At 60.9% G+C, this 18,327-nt stretch carries 16 protein-coding genes and 1 tRNA gene; 8 read left to right on the forward strand and 9 right to left on the reverse strand.

Annotated features, from left to right (window positions below; translation table 11 throughout):
* The first annotated feature begins 42 nt into the window (after positions 1-42).
* The 5 genes from BUC04_RS01790 (at position 43) to BUC04_RS01810 (ending at position 6,332) form a co-directional block, all read left to right on the forward strand.
* Entirely contained in the window at positions 43-1,188 is a 1,146-nt protein-coding gene (locus BUC04_RS01790; RefSeq protein WP_067654540.1) for a GGDEF domain-containing protein, read from the forward strand.
* A 28-nt stretch (positions 1,189-1,216) separates the two neighbouring features.
* On the forward strand, positions 1,217-2,431 hold the full coding sequence (locus BUC04_RS01795; RefSeq protein WP_067654542.1) for a methyltransferase: 1,215 nt from the start codon (positions 1,217-1,219) through the stop codon (positions 2,429-2,431).
* A 101-nt stretch (positions 2,432-2,532) separates the two neighbouring features.
* Positions 2,533-3,726: an amino acid aminotransferase gene (locus tag BUC04_RS01800; RefSeq protein WP_067654544.1), complete on the forward strand. Its 1,194-nt coding sequence runs from the start codon at positions 2,533-2,535 to the stop codon at positions 3,724-3,726.
* Between the two features lie 204 nt (positions 3,727-3,930).
* Positions 3,931-4,004: transfer RNA gene (locus BUC04_RS01805), tRNA-Cys, on the forward strand.
* A 105-nt stretch (positions 4,005-4,109) separates the two neighbouring features.
* Positions 4,110-6,332 (forward strand): multiheme c-type cytochrome, encoded by a 2,223-nt coding sequence (locus BUC04_RS01810; protein ID WP_082766530.1) that lies wholly within the window; start codon positions 4,110-4,112, stop codon positions 6,330-6,332.
* Between the two features lie 69 nt (positions 6,333-6,401).
* Here BUC04_RS01810 and BUC04_RS01815 read toward each other — a convergent pair whose 3' ends face one another.
* The 6 genes from BUC04_RS01815 to potA all read right to left on the reverse strand — a co-directional run bounded on the left by BUC04_RS01815 (position 6,402) and on the right by potA (position 12,891).
* Positions 6,402-7,955, reverse strand: a complete 1,554-nt coding sequence (locus BUC04_RS01815) for an arylsulfatase (RefSeq protein ID WP_067654556.1) — start codon at positions 7,953-7,955, stop codon at positions 6,402-6,404.
* A 53-nt stretch (positions 7,956-8,008) separates the two neighbouring features.
* Complete coding sequence (locus BUC04_RS01820; RefSeq protein ID WP_067654558.1) at positions 8,009-8,980, reverse strand: HAD family hydrolase; 972 nt, start codon at positions 8,978-8,980, stop codon at positions 8,009-8,011.
* Positions 8,981-9,098: 118 nt separating this feature from the next.
* The gene (locus tag BUC04_RS01825) at positions 9,099-10,139 is read right to left on the reverse strand and encodes an extracellular solute-binding protein (protein WP_067654560.1); all 1,041 of its coding nucleotides are present in this window, start codon (positions 10,137-10,139) and stop codon (positions 9,099-9,101) included.
* Between the two features lie 28 nt (positions 10,140-10,167).
* Positions 10,168-10,944 carry a spermidine/putrescine ABC transporter permease PotC gene (gene potC, locus BUC04_RS01830; protein WP_067654562.1) on the reverse strand — a complete coding sequence of 259 codons (777 nt, stop codon included), beginning with the start codon at positions 10,942-10,944 and terminating at the stop codon, positions 10,168-10,170.
* Positions 10,941-11,795, reverse strand: coding sequence for a spermidine/putrescine ABC transporter permease PotB (gene potB / locus BUC04_RS01835; RefSeq protein WP_067654564.1), 855 nt, complete (start codon positions 11,793-11,795; stop codon positions 10,941-10,943). Before potB ends, potC begins: the two co-directional genes overlap by 4 nt.
* Positions 11,785-12,891: a spermidine/putrescine ABC transporter ATP-binding protein PotA gene (potA, locus tag BUC04_RS01840; RefSeq protein ID WP_067654566.1), complete on the reverse strand. Its 1,107-nt coding sequence runs from the start codon at positions 12,889-12,891 to the stop codon at positions 11,785-11,787. Before potA ends, potB begins: the two co-directional genes overlap by 11 nt.
* A 311-nt stretch (positions 12,892-13,202) precedes the next feature.
* Here potA and BUC04_RS01845 point away from each other — a divergent pair, with 311 nt between their 5' ends.
* Genes BUC04_RS01845 through BUC04_RS01855 form a run of 3 tightly spaced genes read left to right on the forward strand, consistent with a single transcriptional unit; the run spans position 13,203 to position 15,333 of the window.
* The gene (locus tag BUC04_RS01845) at positions 13,203-13,904 is read left to right on the forward strand and encodes a hypothetical protein (protein ID WP_067654568.1); all 702 of its coding nucleotides are present in this window, start codon (positions 13,203-13,205) and stop codon (positions 13,902-13,904) included.
* 2 nt (positions 13,905-13,906) lie between these two features.
* Complete coding sequence (locus tag BUC04_RS01850; protein ID WP_067654569.1) at positions 13,907-14,695, forward strand: glucosaminidase domain-containing protein; 789 nt, start codon at positions 13,907-13,909, stop codon at positions 14,693-14,695.
* A 2-nt stretch (positions 14,696-14,697) separates the two neighbouring features.
* Positions 14,698-15,333: a DUF2987 domain-containing protein gene (locus BUC04_RS01855; protein ID WP_082766531.1), complete on the forward strand. Its 636-nt coding sequence runs from the start codon at positions 14,698-14,700 to the stop codon at positions 15,331-15,333.
* A gap of 72 nt (positions 15,334-15,405) precedes the next feature.
* On the opposite strand, the gene ttcA is transcribed toward BUC04_RS01855, so the two are convergent.
* From ttcA to BUC04_RS01870, 3 genes are all read right to left on the reverse strand, one after another.
* Positions 15,406-16,350 (reverse strand): tRNA 2-thiocytidine(32) synthetase TtcA, encoded by a 945-nt coding sequence (gene ttcA, locus BUC04_RS01860; protein WP_143165498.1) that lies wholly within the window; start codon positions 16,348-16,350, stop codon positions 15,406-15,408.
* Between the two features lie 130 nt (positions 16,351-16,480).
* Entirely contained in the window at positions 16,481-17,410 is a 930-nt protein-coding gene (gene uspE / locus BUC04_RS01865) for a universal stress protein UspE (protein WP_067654575.1), read from the reverse strand.
* A 120-nt stretch (positions 17,411-17,530) separates the two neighbouring features.
* On the reverse strand, positions 17,531-18,250 hold the full coding sequence (locus BUC04_RS01870) for an FNR family transcription factor (protein WP_067654577.1): 720 nt from the start codon (positions 18,248-18,250) through the stop codon (positions 17,531-17,533).
* Positions 18,251-18,327: the final 77 nt, after the last annotated feature.

An 18,327-nucleotide genomic window follows, 5' to 3' on the forward strand; every position in this document is an offset into this window, starting at 1 on the left:
CTGTCTTTATTTTTCCTGTGTTAGCGAGCTTCGGAGCCTGTGATGTTTCGTGAACTCAGCCCAGTAGCCTGGGGCTGTGTCGTCGTTGTATGTGTGGTGGTTGGCTTGCCCTGGTGGCAACAGCAGTTAACCCCCCATACCGTGGCAGTGGACCTGATACCCATCACCGTGCTGCTACTGAGCACCCTGACGGCGCTGCGCTTTCGTCAACCCATCTACAGCTACCTTGGGGTGCTGCTGCTGGTGCTGTTTCCCTTCCATGTGGAGAGCCTGGGGATTGAGCACCACCTGTCGTTGCGCCCACAGGATCTCTACCTGCTGATCGCCTTCAACCTGCTGTGGCTGCCCAGCAGCGCCGCCACCTTCAGCTACCTGCTGATCTGGTTCGGCTTCCTGCTGGGGCAGTGCCTGATGCTGCAAAACCTGGCTAACAGCTGGCTGGACCTGGCCACCAAGCTGCCCTCGGAGTTCCTGCTGATGCTGCCGGCGGGCCGCTTCGTGTTTGGCCTGTTTAACGGCGAGCGCAGCTACCTGATCCCACTGATCCTGGGCTCAATGGCCTGGTTGGTGGTGGCCTGGCCCATGCCCTGGCCGGGGCCGGTGCTGCTGTTTATCGGTATGAGCCTGATCCTGATGCTGGCGGTGTTTGATGGCGCCTACCGCCTGGCCTTTCGCGATGGCCTGACCGGACTGCCGGCGAGGCGCACCCTCGATGGGGATATGGCCTACAGCGGCGGCCGCATCCACGTGGTGATGATCGACGTCGACCACTTCAAGGAGTTCAACGACCGCTTTGGCCACAACACCGGCGACGACGTGCTCTGTGTGGTGGCCGACACCCTGCGCAAGGTGAAGGGCGCTAAGGCCTACCGTTATGGCGGTGAGGAGTTCACCCTGGTGTTTAAGAACCTGCCCCGGGATGAGGTGCTGCTGACCCTGGATAAGTTGCGCAAGAGCATCGAGCAGATGCCACTGCTGGTGGCCAACGGCCGCTTGCTCGAGCGGCGACAGCTGCTGTTGATGCGCAACAAGGACAAGGAATCGGTAGAGCGAGCGCAGATCACCGTCAGCCTGGGTGTGGCTCAGCGCCATGGCCAGCATGAATCGGTTAAGAGCGTGATCAAGCGGGCTGATAAGGCGCTCTACCGGGCCAAGCAGGATGGTCGTAACCAGTGGGTTCTGGGATAATCATCCTTCCCAATCCCATGAGGTGGCGATGAACCACGACCAGGCGCTGACCGCCGTTACTCAGCAGCTGATCCAGTGGCAGGCGGTGTGGCGTGCTAACCCCTACCAGGACCTGTTCCCCCGCTGGCTGCAGCAACATCCCGAGCTTGAACAGGCGTTGATGGCGCTGTGCCACCGTGACGTCCAGGTGCTGGAGCAAGACGAGGCCGCTCTGGCCCATTGGCTGCAGCAACAAGGGGGTCTGAAGGGCCTGCCCGCACTGCCCAAGGTCGCAATCAGCGAACCGGTGTTGGATTACCGGCCCAATCCCCGCCAGTTTGCCCACATTCCCGGGCGCAAGTGGACCCAGATCCTGGGCTTCAGTGCCCATATCCCCAGTCTGAACCTGCCCTTTGTGGAGTGGTGCGCCGGTAAGGGCCATCTTGGCCGCTTGCTCAGCCTGGCCCAGCAGCAACCCGTGCTGAGCCTGGAATACGATGCCCCCCTGGTAGCAGCGGGCAACCAGCTGGCCCAGCGTGCCGGGGCTCAGCAGCAGTGCGTGCAGCAGGACGTGCTGGACCCCGCCTGCCAACAGCACCTTAAGCAACAGCAGCACGCCGTCGCGCTGCACGCCTGTGGCGATCTGCATGTGCAACTGATGCGCCTGGCCTCTGCCAAAAAGACACAGGCGATCAGCCTCAGCCCCTGCTGCTACCATCTGACCGCCGATGAGCACTACCAGCCCTTGTCAGCCCAGGCACAAACGCAACCGCTGCTGCTGAGCCGGCAGGAGCTGCGCCTGGCGGTACTGGAAACCGCCACCGCACCCCGTCGGGTGCGGCGGCTGCGCAGTCGCGAGATGAGCTATCGTCTGGCCTGTCGTTGGCTTTATCAGCAGTTGCTGGGTCAGCCGGCCCCCAACCTTAGCTCGGTGCCTAAGCAGCGCCTGGGTCATGGCTTTGCCGATTTTGCCCGCTTTGCCTTTGGCCAGTGGCAACAGCCCCTTGCAGGCGACGCTCCGTTGGCTGAGGCGCTGGTGCAGGGGCGACAACAATGGCGCCGGTTGCGCCGTTTGGAGCTGCTGCGGCAAACCTTCCGACCCTACCTGGAGCGCTACCTGGTGCTGGACAGGATCCGCTACCTGGAAGAGCAGGGCTATCGCGTCGAGCTGACCCGGTTTGCCCAGCGCGAGGTGACCCCTCGCAGCTATCTGATCCAGGCGCAATGGCAAGAATCACAGCCATCGACCCCGTCAATGGTGTAATAGCCGCTAAAACGGGTCGCGCCGGGGCTGCCAGCCTGACAGCCATAGGCTGGGGGTGATATCATCTGGGCTTTGATCACCAGCCCGATAAGCGTTTCCAGATGTTTGAAAAGATTGAACTTGCCCCAGCTGATCCCATTCTTGGCCTGAACGAGGCCTTCCGTAACGATGACCGCCCCACCAAGGTGAACCTGGGGGTTGGTGTCTATAAGGACAACGACGGACGCACGCCGGTACTCAACTGCGTGAAACAGGCGGAAGCGCGGATCCTGGCCAGCCAGACCAGCAAGGGTTACCTGGCCATCGATGGCCACCCTGAGTATCGCGCCATGGTTCAATCGCTGCTGCTGGGTGCATCTCATCCGGTGCTGGCGGAGCAACGTAGCCGCGCAGTCCAGGCGCCGGGCGGCACCGGTGCGCTGCGCATCGCCGCTGACTTTGTCGCCAGCCAGACCCCGGTTAAGCGCGTCTGGATCTCCGATCCCAGCTGGGCCAATCACCGTCAGATCTTCGAGACCGCAGGGCTTGAGGTGCATACCTACCGCTATTACGACGCCGCCAACAAGACCCTCAACTTTGATGGCATGCTGGCGGATCTGGACGCCCTGGGGCCGCAGGACATGGTGGTGCTGCACGGTTGCTGCCACAACCCCACCGGGGTGGATCCGGATCTGGCCCAGTGGCAGACCCTGGCCGCTTGTGCCAAGCAACAAGGCTGGCTGCCGCTGTTTGACTTCGCCTACCAGGGCTTCGCGGTTGGGGTCGAAGAGGACGCCGCGGGTCTGCGCCATTTTGCCGAAACGGTCAGCGAACTGCTGGTGGCCAACTCCTTCTCCAAGAATTTCGGCCTCTACAATGAGCGCATCGGTGCCCTGACCCTGATCGCCGCCAACGGCGAAGCAGCGGACAAGGCGCTGTCCCAGATCAAGCGTGTGGTTCGGGCCAACTACTCCAACCCGCCGAGCCACGGCGCCGAGGTGGTGGCCACCATCCTGGCGGACGCGGAGCTGCGTGCGTTGTGGCTGGATGAGCTGGCGCAGATGCGTGAACGGATCCAGGGGATGCGCAGTGCACTGGTTGAGGGCCTGTCCAGTGCCGGTGTGGCGGGGGATTTCGGCTTTATCCAGCGTCAGAACGGCATGTTCTCCTTCTCCGGCCTCAATGGTGAGCAGGTGGCCAAGCTGAAACAGGACCACGGCATCTACATTGTCGGCTCCGGCCGCATCAATGTGGCCGGCTTGACCGGTCATAACCTGGACGCTGTGATTGCTGCCATCAAGGCCGTAAGCGAATAAACTAACCATTGCTGAAAGCTTGAGCATCAGATAATTGTGTTTTATTTCAACGATTTGTCTGATGCTTGGCCAGTTAAGGTGGCGGTCGGGAAAGAAGGGTGAACTGGGTCATGCTTTTGTCACCCCAGGCGGCAAATCCAGTTGCGCTCCCCCCGGCCATCTGTTTTAATTAGCCCCGCTTTCGAGGCAAACCTCAAAGCAGATGGCGCGTTGGCAGAGTGGCTATGCAGCGGATTGCAAATCCGTGGACCTCGGTTCGACTCCGGGACGCGCCTCCATTATTCGATACAAAAAGGCCACCCTCTGGGTGGCCTTTTTGTTTTTCCAGCCCGAACCTCCTAGGCTAACAAGCTGATTACCCACAATGTTGCAAGGACTTGCGGATGCGCAAAGGCGCAGGGGGATGGATAGGGCTGCTGTGGTGTCTGATGGCGCTGTTGGCACGCCCGTCGATGGCCAATGAGCGTTGCCAGGACTGCCACCGGGCCCAATGGCAGGCGTGGCAGGACTCCCACCATCAACAGGCGATGATGGAAGCCAACAGTGCCAGCGTGCTCGGCCAGTTTGATGGCCAGACCCTGGACCAGCAGGGCTTTGCCGCTCGGCTGTATCAACAGCAGGACCAGTACTTTGCGCTGCTCAGTGATGGCCGCGGCCAGAGCCAGGTCTACCGGATCCTCTATACCTTCGGCGTCTACCCCTTGCAGCAGTACCTGGTGGCGCTGCCCGGTGGGCGGTTGCAGCTGATCCCTTTTGCCTGGGATGCCCGTCCCAGCGAGCAGGGTGGCCAGCGCTGGTTTCTGCTTCATCCCGAACAGGGGCCTGCAGATCCCTTCTACTGGACCAACCCGGGGCAGAACTGGAACAGCACCTGCGCTGACTGTCATGTCACCGGCTTTACCAAGGGCTACGATCCCGGCAAGCACAGTTTTGACAGTCAGTACCAGGCTTTGGGGGTTACCTGTGAGGCCTGCCATGGCGATACCAGTGAGCACCAGCGCTGGGCAAGGCAAGACAGCGAGTCACGGCAAGCGGGTGACGCAAAGCTGGCCCGCAACCTGGCCAAGCCGGTGAGTCATTGGCAATGGCAACAGGGCAGGGCGACCGCCAGCGCCATCAACCCCTCGGATCAGGTGCTGGTCTGCGCTCAATGCCACAGCCGTCGCCGTCAGGTGGCCGATGTGTCTACGGCAGAATATGACTTTCATCGCGCCTACCGGCTGAACCGGATCAGCCCAGCGCTCTATTATGCCGATGGTCAGGTGCGGGACGAGAACTACGTGGTCGGCTCCTTTATGCTGTCGCGGATGCATCAGCAGGGGGTGGTGTGCAGCCACTGTCATCAGCCTCACAGCACCGAGCTGAAGCTGCCCGAGCCACAGTTGTGCCTGCAGTGTCACCAGCAAGGGGACTATGACAGCCCGGCCCATCACCACCATCCCGCCGGCAGTGCCGGAGCCCAGTGCACTGGCTGTCATATGCCAAAAACCACCTACATGCAGGTGGATGACCGGCGCGATCACAGCCTTCAAATCCCCAACCCGGTGCAAGCCGCCCAACTGGGCACGCCGGATCCCTGCACCCGCTGCCACATCGAGCAAACGCCCCAGTGGGCGGCCAGTCAATCCAAGCGCTGGTGGCCATCCCTGGCTCCGTCGCCCTATGCCGAACTGTTTGATCAGGCGCGCCGGCAACGACCGGAGGCCGGCGACCCGCTGGCACTGTTCGCTCAGGACGCCAATCACCCCGTTATGCAGCGAGCTGCAGTACTGAGCCGCCTGGCAGCGTATCCCGGGGTGAACAGCGCCTTTGCCATCAAGCGGGCCATGCAAACTGGAGAGCCCTTGTTGGTGGACGCGGCAATCGAAGCCAGCAGCGGCTTTCACGCCGAGGACCGGTGGCGCCTGCTGGCCCCGGTGCTGGCGGCAGGCAATGACAGGCAACAGGCTGCGGCCGCCCAGAGCCTGTTGCCGGTCTTCGCCCAGCTCACCGCGCAGCAGCAACGCACCTTGGCACCGGCGTTGAACCGACTGGAGACGGAGCTGAGCTACCAGCTGGACCGAGGGGCGGGGATGACCTTGATGGGGGATCTGGTTCAGGCCAAAGGCGACATGGACCAGGCGCAGAGCTGGTATCAACGGGCTATCGAGCGCGAGCCGGGCTTCGAGGTGAGCTATCTGCACCTGGCGGAATTGCAGCGCGCACAGGGTAGTGAGGCCAAGGCGCTGAACACCCTGACACAGGGACGAAAGGCCCAGCCCAAGGGCGCCAGCCTGGCCCACGCCCATGGCCTGGCGCTGATCCGAGCCGGGCAAGGAAGTGCAGCGCTGTCGGCGTTACGTGACGCGGTGGCATTGGCACCGCAAAGCGGCCGGTATCGCTACGTCTACGGATTGGCACTGGAGCCGGAGAGCCCGAAACTGGCCTACCGGTCATTGCAGGAGGGCTTTGTCGTTACAGGCCAGCCCAGGCTGCTCTACAGCGCCTGCGAGATTGCCCTTCGTAACCGGCTTAGCGAAGCCAAGGTATGCCTGTTTCATCTGACTGAGCAGATCGGCACTGAGCCTGTGGCAGAGCTGCAAGCCCGTTATCCCTTCTCAGGCTAATAGGCAGCTGATAGGTAAAAAGAAAACGCGCCACTGTGTGTCACAGTGGGCGCGTTTTGATTTCCTGCCTTAATGGTTGGCGCCGCTTTGCAACGATTCCATCACCTGATCGAGTGAGAAGCTGGCGGCCTTCTGCCTGGGGGGGTATTCCTGGAAGGTCTTAAGGAATTCCCCGACGTACTCCTGGGCCGGCACCAGCAGGTAGACACGGTCGATCATCCAGTCGTAGTAAGTGTTGGAGGTGATCAGTCCCTGCTCGTAGGGATCACGGCGAAGGTTGATGATGATCGGCACCCGCAGAGGTACGAAGGGCTCCATCCATACCCGCAGAGTGCCCGGTGACTTCTGCTCCATAAAGATCAGCTTCCAGTCGCGGTAACGCAGCGCGGTGAGGTCACCGTCATCGGAGAAGTAGAAGATCTCGTTGCGGGGGCTGTCGGTGTTGCCGGGATCCTTGAGATGCTCGCGCAGGTCATAGCCATCCAGGTGGATCTTGTAGTCCCGGCCCAGGGCGGAGGAGCGATAGCCATCAAGCAGATCGGCCTTGATGTCCTCCTTGCCGGCGATAGCGGCAAAGGTGGGCAGCCAGTCCATATGGTGGACCACGGCGTTACTGACCGAGCCGGCAGGGATCTGCCCGGGCCAGCGCACCATGGCGGGTACCCGCCAGCCGCCTTCCCAGTTGGAGTTCTTTTCCCCCCGGAAGGGGCTGGAGGCGGCATCGGGCCAGGTGTTCTTGTGGGGGCCGTTGTCAGTGGAGTAGAACACCACGGTGTTGTCGGCGATCTCCAACTCATCCAGCAGATCGAGGAACAGACCGATGTGGCGGTCGTGTTCCACCATGCCATCGGAGTACTCATCCTGGCCTGAAATGCCCCTGTTCTCCGCCTTCACATGGGTGCGGAAGTGCATCCGGGTGGCGTTCCACCAGACAAACCAGGGGGTGCCGGCTTCGGTGTGCTTGCGGATAAAGTTCAGCGCCGCCTCTGCGGTCTCGTCGTCCACCGTCTCCATCCGTTTGCGGGTCAGGGGGCCGGTGTCTTCCACCTTGCCGTCTGCGTAGCTGTGCAGCACGCCACGGGGGCCGTACTTCTGCTTGAAGGCGGGATCCTTGGGGTAATCCTCGTTCTCCGGTTCCTCTTCGGCATTGAGGTGGTAGAGGTTGCCGAGAAACTCATCGAAGCCGTGATTGGTGGGCAGGTGGGTGTCCTGATCCCCCAGGTGGTTCTTACCAAACTGGCCGGTGGCGTAGCCCTGGTCTTTGAGGATCACCGCGATGGTGGGGTCCTCCACCATCATCCCCTCTTTGGCCCCGGGCAGGCCCACCTTGGACAGGCCGGTGCGGAATACGCTCTGGCCGGTGATAAAGGAGGAGCGGCCCGCGGTGCAGCTCTGTTCACCGTAGTAGTCGGTAAACAGCACCCCCTCGTTGGCGATGCGGTCGATGTTGGGGGTCTGGTAGCCCATCATGCCGCGACTGTAGGCGCTGATGTTGGACTGGCCAATATCGTCACCCCAGACCACCAGGATATTGGGCTTGTCGGCGGCCAGGGCGACGCCGGGCAGCAGGGTAAGTGCCAAGGCTGCCCACCGAACCAGTGGGTGCCGCACGCGAGCTATCATGGTGACTCTCCTTAGTAGGTTATGGTTACACCGACCCACGCAATGCGGCGTGTTCAGCGCTGCGGAAAGATGCGGTTCCAATCCTGTTTCATGCTGACCAGCAACCAGCCCCGATCTGCGGCCTCACCCAGGCCACGGTTGAGCCTGCCGACGCCGGAGTTCTTGTCGTAGGCCCACTCCCGCTGGTCATCGTCGTGATGGATCAGGATAGAGAGGCTGGGGCCCTGGCGGGCACTGGTCCACTCCAGCATCTCGAAATCGCCATCGGAGTTGCCCACCGCCAACAGCGGACGACGGCCGATGTGCTGGTGGATCCCCACAGGCTTGCCGGGACCGTCGTTGATAAACCAGAGCTGAGGGACTTTCTCAAGGAAGGGCTGACCATTGTTGGAGCGGTACTTGGCCTGGACGCTGCTGCCCACCACCTGTTCTGGCGGGATGCCGTAGACCGGCTCAGAGAAGGTTCGGATAAAACCGGTGCCACCGCCGGAGACGATGAAGGTCTTAAAGCCCTGGCTGCGCAGGTACTCCAGCAGCTCCAGCATCGGCTGATAGACCATGTCGGTGTAGGCACGTCCGGTGGTGGGGTGGCGGGCCACTGCCAGCCAGTGGGTGACCACCTCGGAAAACTGATCGGTATTGAGGTCGCCATGGGCGGTCAGGGCAAGATCCAGCAGGGTTTCCTTCTTCATCGCCTTGATGCTGGGAATGTCGTGCTCGATCACGGCCTTGAAGCTGGTTTGCTCGGCCCAGTCCGGGTGGTCGGGGGCCATCTCGCGGATCCGGTCGAAGGCGAACAGGCCCTGGAAGTAGAAGGGCTGCTCAGCCCAGAGTGTACCGTCGTTGTCGAACACGGCGATGCGCTCACTGGCTTTGACGAAATCCTCATGCTCCGGATCGGTGACCCGCTGGACAAAATCCATGATCACCTTTCGATTTTCGGTGTCGCGCCAGGAGGGCAGGGGATCGCCCAGGACCGCGGTGCTCGCGATCAGGGCAAAGATCAGACACAGGATCCGTTGCATAGCCACATCGTCCTTCAGGGTGTGGCAAAAAGTGTAGATGATCCTGACCGCAGTCGTTTTGACGATACAAAAAAGGCCCCTGATGGGGCCCTTGATGGTTTGTGTTCGTTGGTGCTGATTAGCGTCCGGTACGCAGTCGCTGCCAGTAGCGGTCGTACAGCTCAATCGCTTCACCCACATCGGATTGGAACTCGCCCGCTTCGATGATCTCCGCTGGCGGGAACACCATGGGGTTGTTGGCGAAGTCCTCGTCCAGCAAGCCCTTGGCGGTCTTGTTAGGGGTCGGGTAGCCGATCTCCTCACACACCTTGGCGGCGATCTCCGGACGCAGCAGGAAGTCGATCAGTTTGTGGGCGGCTTCGGTGTTCTTGGCACCGGCGGGGATCGCCAGGTTGTCCATCCAGAAGATCGCGCCCTCTTTGGGGTAGATCATGCTGATGGCAGGGTCCTCTTTCTGGGCCTCGAAAGCCGAGCCGTTCCAGATCATCCCCAGTACGGTATCGCCGGAGATAAACGGCGCGCCGGGGTTGTCGGAATTGAAGGTCAGGGCGTTGGGCATCAGTTTCTTGAGCAGCTCGTAGGCCTGCTCAATCTCTTTCGGATCGGTGCTGTTGGAGGAGTGGCCGTTGATCCGCAGCGCCATATGAAACACCTCGCGGGTGTCGTTCATCAGCATCAGCTCGCCGCGCCATTGGCTGTCCCACAGATCCGCCCAGCTGGTGATGCTGTCCGGGTCGACCTCGTCGGTGTTGATGCCGATGCCGGTGGCACCCCAGATGTAGGGCAGCGAGTAGGTGTTGCCCGGGTCGTACTCCTTGTCCATCAGGGCGGGATCCAGGTGACCGAGGTTGCTGAGCTTGGACTTATCCAGCGGTTGCAGCATCTTCTCTTCCGCCATCTTGGCGATGTAGTAGGTGCTGGGCACCACGATGTCGTAGCCCTCGGAGCCGGTCAGCTTCAGCTTGGCGTACATCGCCTCGTTGGAGTCGTAGGTGGTGTAGATCACCTTGATACCGGTCTCCTTCTCAAACTCCTGCAGCAGGCCGTCGGGGATGTATTCGGACCAGTTGTAGAAGTACACCACGTCATCCTGGGCGGAAACGAGTCCGGGAAGGGCCACCAGCAGGGTGGCGATCAAGCGTTTGGTCAGTGTTTTCATCACATCACCTGTTATTGAGTCCGGGCGGTCAGCCCGGCTGTTTCTGTTTAAGCAGTACCTGTGACAGCAGCACAAGCACCAGGGAAAGCAGCAGCATCAGGGTGGCCAGGGCATTGACCGCCGGGGTTACCCCCACCTTGACCATGGAGAACACCTTCAGCGGCAGGATCTCGTAGGTTGGCCCGGTGACGAAGGAGCTGATGATCACGTCATCCAGCGACAGGGTGAAGCTGAGCAGCCAGCCCGCCAGCACCGCCGGCAGGGCCATCGGTAGCAGGATCTGGCGCAGGATCCGCCACTCGCTGGCGCCCAGGTCGCGGGCGGCCTCGATCACCGTGCGGTCAAAGCCGGATAAGCGGCTGTAGACGCTGACTACCACGAAGGGCAGGCAGAAGGTGATGTGGGCGGCCAGCAGCGACCAGAAGCCCAGACTGACGCCCAGGGCGACGAACAGCGCCAGCAGCGAGACCGCCATGACGATGTCCGGCGAGGTCATCACCACAAACAGCATGCCGTTAAGCGCCAGCTTGCCGCGGAAGCGATAGCGAAACAGCGCCACGGCGGCCAGGGTGCCGATCAGGGTCGCCAGGGTGGCGGACAGGGTGGCGATGGTCAGGGAGTTGACCGCCGCCTCCATCAGCCCGGCGTTGCTCCACATGGAGTCGTACCACTTGGTGGTGAAACCGCCCCAGCGGATGCCGCTGCGGGTGGTGTTGAAGCCGTTTACCACCAGCACCACGATGGGCAGGTAGAGGTAGAAGAACAGGGCGGCCATAAAGCCGATCTTGCCGATGCGGGAGATCATGCCAGCTTTCCTCCCTGCATGGCCTTTAGGGCCCGTTGATAGGCCCACAGCATGATCGCCAGCATGGCGATCAGGGTCACCGACAGCGCCGCACCGAAGGGCCAGTTCCGGGCCACCAGGATCTGGTCACGGATGATGTTGCCGATCAGCAGGTTACTGGCACCGCCGAGCAGATCGGAGATGTAGAACATGCCCAGGGCCGGCAGGAACACCAGCAGGCAACCGGAGATCACCCCCGGCAGGGTCAGCGGCCAGATTACGGTGCGGAAGGTGCGCAGCTTGCCGGCACCCAGATCCTTGGCCGCTTCAAGATAGCTGCCGGGCAGCTTCTCGATACTGGAGTAGAGCGGCAGGATCATAAAGGGCAGCAGGATATAAACCAGGGCTAGGATCACCGCCGCCTCGCTGTAGAGCAGGCGCATGGGCGAGTCGATGATCCCCAGCTCCAGCAGGGTCTTGTTAACCAGGCCGCGGTTGCCGAGGATCACCTTCATGGCGTAGGTGCGGATCAGCGAGTTGGTCCAGAACGGTACGATGATCAGAAACAGCAGCACCGCCTGGGTACGACGCCTTGTGTGGGCGATTATCCAGGCGGCGGGGTAGCCGATCAGCAGGCAGATCAGGGTGGCCAGGCCCGCCAGGTAGAGCGAGTGCAGCAACACCTCGGCGTAGAGCGGGTCGAGCAGGCGCACGTAGCTGGAGAGATCAAACTCCGGCCGAACCAGCTCGCGGGTGTCCGGCGTGAGGAAGGAGACCGCCAGCACCATCAGGTTGGGGAACAGCACGAAGATCACCAGCCAGGTGGTGAGCAGACCGATGCTGAACCACTTCAGTCCATGGTTAGCCTTCATAGGGCAGCACCACCTCCCAGCTGGGCACCCAGGTGATCGCCACCCGCTGGCCCAGGCTGTGGTCGAAATCCGGGTCGTCCTCGTCGAAGAACTCGCTGATCTGCAGCTGCTTGCCGCTGTCCAGCTCGATCAGCGAGTCCAGGGTCATGCCCTTGTAGTTGCGTTCCAGCACGGTGCCAATGAGCCCCGCCTCGCTGTCGCCGTTATTGAGCTCCTTGAGCCGCATATCCTCGGGACGCAGCAGCACGTGCACCCGGTCGCCAGGCTGCAGCTCCAGCTTGCTGTGGATCTCAAAGCTCTGGCTCTCGATGCGGGCGCGGTAGCGATGGTTGCCCAGGCTCGACTCGATGTCGGCATCGAAGCGGTTGGACTCGCCGATAAAGTTGGCAACAAACAGGTTGGCCGGGCTTTCGTAGATCTCCCGCGGTGTACCCTGTTGCTGGATGCGACCGTCGTCCATCACCACGATGCGGTCGGACATGGACAGCGCCTCTTCCTGGTCGTGGGTGACGAAGACAAAGGTGATGCCCAGTTGGCGCTGTAGCCGCTTCAGCTCGATCTGCATCTGCTTGCGCAGCTTGTAATCCAAGGCGCTGAGGCTTTCATCCAGCAGCAATACCTTGGGCTTGTTGACCACTGCCCGGGCGATGGCGACCCGCTGCTGCTGGCCGCCAGAGAGCTCGGCAGGCTTGCGCTGCTCGTAGCCGGACAGCTGCACCAATCCCAGCATCTCGGTGATCCTGTCCTGGATCTCACGCTCCTCCAGGCCCTGGGTGCGCAGGCCGAAGGCGATGTTGTCGTACACCGTCATATGGGGGAAGAGGGCGTAGCTTTGGAACACGGTGTTGACGTGGCGCTTCTCCGCCGGCACCTGGGTGATCACCTGGTTCTGCAGCAGCAGATCACCGGCGTCGAGCTGTTCCAGTCCGGCAATGATACGCAGCACCGTGGTTTTGCCGCAACCGGAGGGCCCCAGCAGGGTAACGAATTCGCCGTCGGCGATGGTCAGGTCAAACTGACTCAGGATGCGCTTGTTGCCGTAGCTTTTATCGACGCCCTGTAGGCGGATCACGGCATTCTGGGTGTCTTCATTCATTCTTTGGTATCGACCTGTTCGGCCCATTTTGAAGCCAATGTGAGTGCGGTGAATTCTACTCGCATGGCATTGCTTTACATAGTTTTTTGCCTTCATGTCGGCCGCATCATGCAGCCCGAAAGCGAAATTGTGGCGCAGATCAACACCGCGCAGGCCGTTGAACAAGTTTAGCGAGAGTCTGCGCCCTTGGCCGACGAAATCCTGTCTGAACCTGTCGCTCTAAGTCACGGTCGTGTCTGACCATTTTGTCCCTGTGCCAAGCAAGCTATAATGCGCCATTGCTTTTGATGTCTTGGATTGAATAGAACTACATGCAACGCACCGATCTGGTCTCCGTTTTAAAAGAGGCGTGGCAACTGACCCGTCAAGGTTTACAACCCGTGCTGGGCGCTTTCCTGGCGGCCATGGCCGTGGCCCTGCTGGTCACCTGGCTGGGACTGACCCTGGTGGCGTCCTGGTGGGACCTGGACCTGAACGACAGTGAATCGCTGATGGAGGCGATGCAGCCGCTGCAGTTGCTGTTGCTGGCGGTCATGGCACCCTTCGAGGCGGGACTTGCCTACCTGGGCTGGCGCCGAGCTACCGGTCAGGAGGCTCGCATCGGCATGGTGTTCAACGCCTGGTCGCTGGCGGCGCCGCTGGTGCTGATCGCTTTGGTGTCCAGCGTACTGGCCAACCTGGGTCTGTTCCTGCTGATCCTGCCTGGGATCTACGTGATGGCCGTGCTGAGCCAGGCCAACCTCTACTACCTGTTCCACCGCGGCTCGCCGATTAAGGCGATGATTGAGTCCGCCAAGGTGGTGCATAAGCACCTGCTGCTGGTGCTGCCGTTCTACGTGGTGATGTCACTGTTGCTGCTGGTCTCCCTGGTCCCCATGGGCCTGGGCCTGGTGATCACCATCCCGCTGTTCTTCTATGGTAAAGGGGTGCTGTTTAGAGAGCTGTTCCCCGAGTTGTCGCCGGCCGAAGAGACCCAGGCGCCGAGTCAAAGCGGTGAAAGCTTCGAGGCGTAACCATGAAAACTGGACGTGTTGGACGCTTTACCCTGTCGCTGGCGCTGGTCGCCGCTGGCTTACTGTTTATCCAGACCCAACAGGGCAGTCGTGAAGGGGCAGAGCTGAATCTGCCGCTGAAGAAGAACCCGCCGGTAAGCCATGCACCGAATTTCGCGAGCATTACCGACGTGACTGACAAGAAGGTCGCCTTCTTCGATTACCTGCGGCCGATGATCGAGGAGGAAAACCAGCGGATCCTGCTGCAGCGCTCCCTGGTGGAGGTGCTGTACGAGCGGTTGCAACAGGGCCAATCCCTGGATGAGACCGAGTTGAGCCTGTTGGGTAAGCTGGCCCAGGAATACCGGCTGGAGCTGCGCGCTGTCACCGAGCAGAGCCTGGTGGACCTGCTGGAGCGTATCGATGCCATCCCGGCGGAGATGGTGCTGGTGCAGGCTGCCAACGAGTCCGGCTGGGGTACCTCGCGCTTTGCCCTGGAGGGCAATAACTACTTCGGCCAGTGGTGCTTTACCCGCGGTTGTGGCCTGGTCCCCAACTCCCGAAGCAGTGGCCTCAACCACGAGGTGGCCCGCTTCGATTCGGCCCAGGCGTCGGTGGCCTCCTACCTGCGTAACCTCAATACCAATGCGGCCTACAAAGAGCTGCGTACCCTGCGTCGCTGGTACCGGGAAGCCAATCAACCCGTCACGGCGGAGGTGTTGATCCCCACCCTGGTGCGTTACTCCGAGCGCAAGGAGGAGTACGTGGCTGAACTGCTGCAGATGCTGGAAAACAATAAGGCGTATCTATAACCATGTGGTCTCGAGTTGTACTTTTGGGGCTGGCGCTTTTGCCGGCCCAGGCATTGGCATTGATGCTGGATTACGGCGGTTTTTACGACCGTATGCGGGTGGTCAACAAGAACGATTACCCGCTGGTGACCCTGGCGTTCTACCTCAATCACCGTGGCCAACCCGGCCCCTGCCAGATCCAAAGCGGCAGCCTTGTCCACAAGGATACGCGTCAGCCGGTGGTGATCACCCCGGATAACGAGATCCATCTGCCCTTTGATGCCCAACTGAAGACCGATAAGGCGGTGCTGGACCTGGTGGTGGAGCAGGAGGCCCAGTGCGACTTTGCCATGCAGCTGCGTTACGCCGATCCCACCCAGGCCCAGTTTGCCCAGGCTGAGCTGACCGCCCTGGTGGGCCAGTTTGATGATGTGCTCAAGCGCTTTGCCGGCTTTCCCTTTCGCTTCCTGCAGCCAGACGTGACTGGCGTGGTGATCGCCCTGGACCAACCGGAGGGCATCGAGGTGTCGCCGGCGCAGAGCCTCAACCGGGATGAACAGGGCAGGGTGGTACTGGATGCCGACAGCCTAAGCCAGCTGGAGTCCATTCGCTTTGCCGCACCGCCGCGCTGGATCAGCCCCTACATCGAACGGGATTAATCCCAATAAGCGCAATAACAAACAGCAATAAAAAACGCCGCCCCAAGGGGCGGCGTTTTTGTGCCTGGCCGATTACGGCTGGTAAACGTTGACCACTTCGATGGCCTGCTCGGCTTTATCCAGCTGCTTATCGAGCTGGATATGGCCGGAGTTGGCGACGTCGAGGAAGTCGAAGGCGGGTAGATCCGCCTCGGCAACAGAGCCCTCAAACTTGGCGTTGGGGTCGCGCTCCAGGCTGATAAAATCGAACTGCTCTCTGTCCACCATCTGCGACGGCGCAACGTTCTGCAGTGCGGTGAAGATGGTCTCGATACGACCGGGGTGCTGGCGGTCCCACTGATTCAGCATCTGCTTCACCTCCTTGCGCTTGAGGTTCTCCTGGGAGCCACACAGGTTGCAGGGGATGATGGGGAAGGCCTTGAGCTCGGCGTATTCGCTGATGTCCTTCTCGCGGCTGTAGGCCAGCGGACGGATCACCAGATTGGCACCGTCATCGGACAGCAGCTTGGGCGGCATCGCCTTGAGCTTGCCGCCATAGAACATGTTGAGGAACATGGTCTCGATGATGTCGTCGCGGTGGTGGCCCAGGGCGATCTTGGTGGCACCGATCTTCTGGGCAAAGCCATAAAGAGTGCCACGACGCAGGCGAGAACACAGCGAGCAGGTGGTCTTGCCCTCTGGGATCTTCTCCTTCACCACCGAGTAGGTGTCCTTTTCCAGGATGTGATAGGTCACGCCCAGGCTGTCCAGGTAGGCCGGCAGGATATCTTCCGGGAAGCCCGGCTGCTTCTGATCCAGGTTGACCGCCACCAGCTTGAAGTTCACCGGGGCGCGGTGTTGCAGGTTGAGCAGGATATCCAGCAGGGTGTAGCTGTCTTTACCACCGGACAGGCAGACCATCACCACGTCGCCCTCTTCGATCATCTTGTAATCTTCGATGGCACTGCCCACTTCACGGCGCAGCCGCTTCTGCAGTTTGTTAAGGCGTGTCTTCTGCTTTTGGCTCAGCTCTTCCACCCGGTTGCTCCTCACTGGCTAATACGATCAGGGGCGGCATTATTCCAGCCCCGGGCGTCAGGGTAAAGTCGCGGGCACAAAAATGGGGCCCGCAAGGGGCCCCGTTATTGGCACGGAGTTCGGCTAAAGCTCAGATCTTGATAGGAGACTCGAAGTCATCCGGCTTGTCCGCCAACAGGTCGCACTGGATCTGGTCAATGACGTGCTCGGCGGTGTTGCCAATCAGCGCCGCTGACAGGCCGGTACGACCAATGGTGCCGATCATCACAAGCTCGGTATCCAGCTCCTCCGCCAGCTCGGGGATCACATCCTCCGGCAGCCCTTCGAGCACATGACAGCGGTCGGCGGGGATCTCAAACTCCGCAGCCAGCTCCGCCACCTTGTCCTGATGGTGGCTCTTCAGGGACTCGTTGTAGGCGTGGGCATCGAAGTCCGGCAGCTCAATGGCGATATTCACCGGGGTGCCGGGGTAGCCGTTCACCAGGTGGATCTCGGCGTTGATCTTGGCCGCCAGTGCCTTGGCCTTGCGCAACAGCTTGCGGTTGAGGTTGAGGTGATCGTCGTCTTCTGCCGCCACGTTAACCGCCACCAGGATGCGACCATCGGTGGGCCACTCATCCGCCTTCACCAGCAGCACCGGCATCGGCGCTTTACGCAGCAGGTGCCAGTCGGTGGGGGTAAAGATCACCGACTTGAGCTTGTCGTGTTGATGGGTGCTTTTGATGATCAGGTTGCTTTCGCTGCGCAGGGCCTGCTCGATGATGCTTTCAAACGGCCGGTTGTGCCAGTTCACACTGGTGTCCACCTGGACACCCTGTTCCCGCAGCGGCACGGCCAGGGCCTCCAACTGGGTCTGGCGCTGCTTGATCAAGCCATTGCGCAGGTTTTCCCGGTCTTCCGCTGAGAGCAGCGAGGTCATCTCGTAGGAGAAGTCGAAGATATTGAGGGTCAAGGTCAGCTGGCCCCCGTTCTTTTTGGCCAGGAACGCGGCGCGTTCCAGCGCGGGCTGGGTTTCCCGCTCGGGATCGATCACCACCAGGATTCGTTGATACTCGCTCATAGTCCTCTCCTGTTTGCCGGGGGGCTCAGTTATGATCGTGGCAGAGCCTGCCAAAATTTCCTTGCTTGAGATCAGCTTCCTACCGCAAAGAAAAACGCCTGACCGAGGTCAGGCGTTGTTTCATCGTCCGATGCGGGCATTACCGGCCAGCTGGTTGAGCTGCTCGATGTCGGTAATGGCAATGTACTTACCCTTCACCTCAATCAGCCCCCCTTTCTGGAACCGACCCAGCAGGCGGCTGATGGTTTCGACGGTCAGCCCCAGGTAGTTGCCGATGTCGCCCCGGGTCATGGTGAGGCGATACTCCTTGCTGGAGAAGCCGCGGTTGCCGAAGCGCTCTGCCAGGTTGCTGAGGAAGGCGGCCAGGCGCTGCTCGGCGTTCTTCTTGGAGAGCAACAGGATCATCTCCTGGTCCCCCATGATCTCATTGCTCATCAGACGGAAGATCTGGTGGCGCAGTGAGGGCAGGGTGGCGGACAGCTTATCCAGGGTATCGAAGGGGATCTCACAGACCATGGAGGTCTCGAGTGCCTGCGAGAAGCTCTGATGGGTCTTGTTGTGGATGCCATCGAAGCCCACGACGTCACCGGCCAGATGGAACGCGGTGATCTGTTCCTCGCCGCTTTCGGTGATGGTGTAAGACTTGATGGAGCCGGAGCGGATGGCGTACAACGCCTTCAGGGGCTGGCCGGTTTGAAACAGCAGATCGCCCTTATGGATCGGGCGTTTACGCTCGATGATGGAGTCAAGTTTATCCAATTCACTGTTGCTCAGCGTAAACGGAATGCAGAGCTCCGACATGCTGCAGTTGTGACAGTGAATGGCGCAACCTTGGGTCATAGTGCCTTCCTTCTCGCCCGACGTTAGCGCCCGTTTCCGGGCTGCCCTTTCCTTAGATTAACACCCAATTGCAAAAG

The sequence above is a fragment of the Ferrimonas marina genome (assembly GCF_900129905.1).
GTDB classification, from domain to species: domain Bacteria; phylum Pseudomonadota; class Gammaproteobacteria; order Enterobacterales; family Shewanellaceae; genus Ferrimonas; species Ferrimonas marina.

What these genes read in the sequence shown, in the direction of transcription:
- BUC04_RS01800 (WP_067654544.1), top strand. Translation starts at nt 2,533, where the DNA reads ATGTTTGAAAAGATTGAACTTGCCCCAGCTGATCCCATTCTTGGCCTG.
- BUC04_RS01870 (WP_067654577.1), bottom strand. Translation starts at nt 18,250, where the DNA reads ATGACCCAAGGTTGCGCCATTCACTGTCACAACTGCAGCATGTCGGAG.
- BUC04_RS01790 (WP_067654540.1), top strand. Translation starts at nt 43, where the DNA reads ATGTTTCGTGAACTCAGCCCAGTAGCCTGGGGCTGTGTCGTCGTTGTA.
- BUC04_RS01820 (WP_067654558.1), bottom strand. Translation starts at nt 8,980, where the DNA reads ATGCAACGGATCCTGTGTCTGATCTTTGCCCTGATCGCGAGCACCGCG.
- potC (WP_067654562.1), bottom strand. Translation starts at nt 10,944, where the DNA reads ATGATCTCCCGCATCGGCAAGATCGGCTTTATGGCCGCCCTGTTCTTC.
- BUC04_RS01795 (WP_067654542.1), top strand. Translation starts at nt 1,217, where the DNA reads ATGAACCACGACCAGGCGCTGACCGCCGTTACTCAGCAGCTGATCCAG.
- BUC04_RS01810 (WP_082766530.1), top strand. Translation starts at nt 4,110, where the DNA reads ATGCGCAAAGGCGCAGGGGGATGGATAGGGCTGCTGTGGTGTCTGATG.
- BUC04_RS01815 (WP_067654556.1), bottom strand. Translation starts at nt 7,955, where the DNA reads ATGATAGCTCGCGTGCGGCACCCACTGGTTCGGTGGGCAGCCTTGGCA.
- potA (WP_067654566.1), bottom strand. Translation starts at nt 12,891, where the DNA reads ATGAATGAAGACACCCAGAATGCCGTGATCCGCCTACAGGGCGTCGAT.
- BUC04_RS01855 (WP_082766531.1), top strand. Translation starts at nt 14,698, where the DNA reads ATGTGGTCTCGAGTTGTACTTTTGGGGCTGGCGCTTTTGCCGGCCCAG.
- BUC04_RS01845 (WP_067654568.1), top strand. Translation starts at nt 13,203, where the DNA reads ATGCAACGCACCGATCTGGTCTCCGTTTTAAAAGAGGCGTGGCAACTG.
- BUC04_RS01825 (WP_067654560.1), bottom strand. Translation starts at nt 10,139, where the DNA reads ATGAAAACACTGACCAAACGCTTGATCGCCACCCTGCTGGTGGCCCTT.
- potB (WP_067654564.1), bottom strand. Translation starts at nt 11,795, where the DNA reads ATGAAGGCTAACCATGGACTGAAGTGGTTCAGCATCGGTCTGCTCACC.
- BUC04_RS01850 (WP_067654569.1), top strand. Translation starts at nt 13,907, where the DNA reads ATGAAAACTGGACGTGTTGGACGCTTTACCCTGTCGCTGGCGCTGGTC.
- uspE (WP_067654575.1), bottom strand. Translation starts at nt 17,410, where the DNA reads ATGAGCGAGTATCAACGAATCCTGGTGGTGATCGATCCCGAGCGGGAA.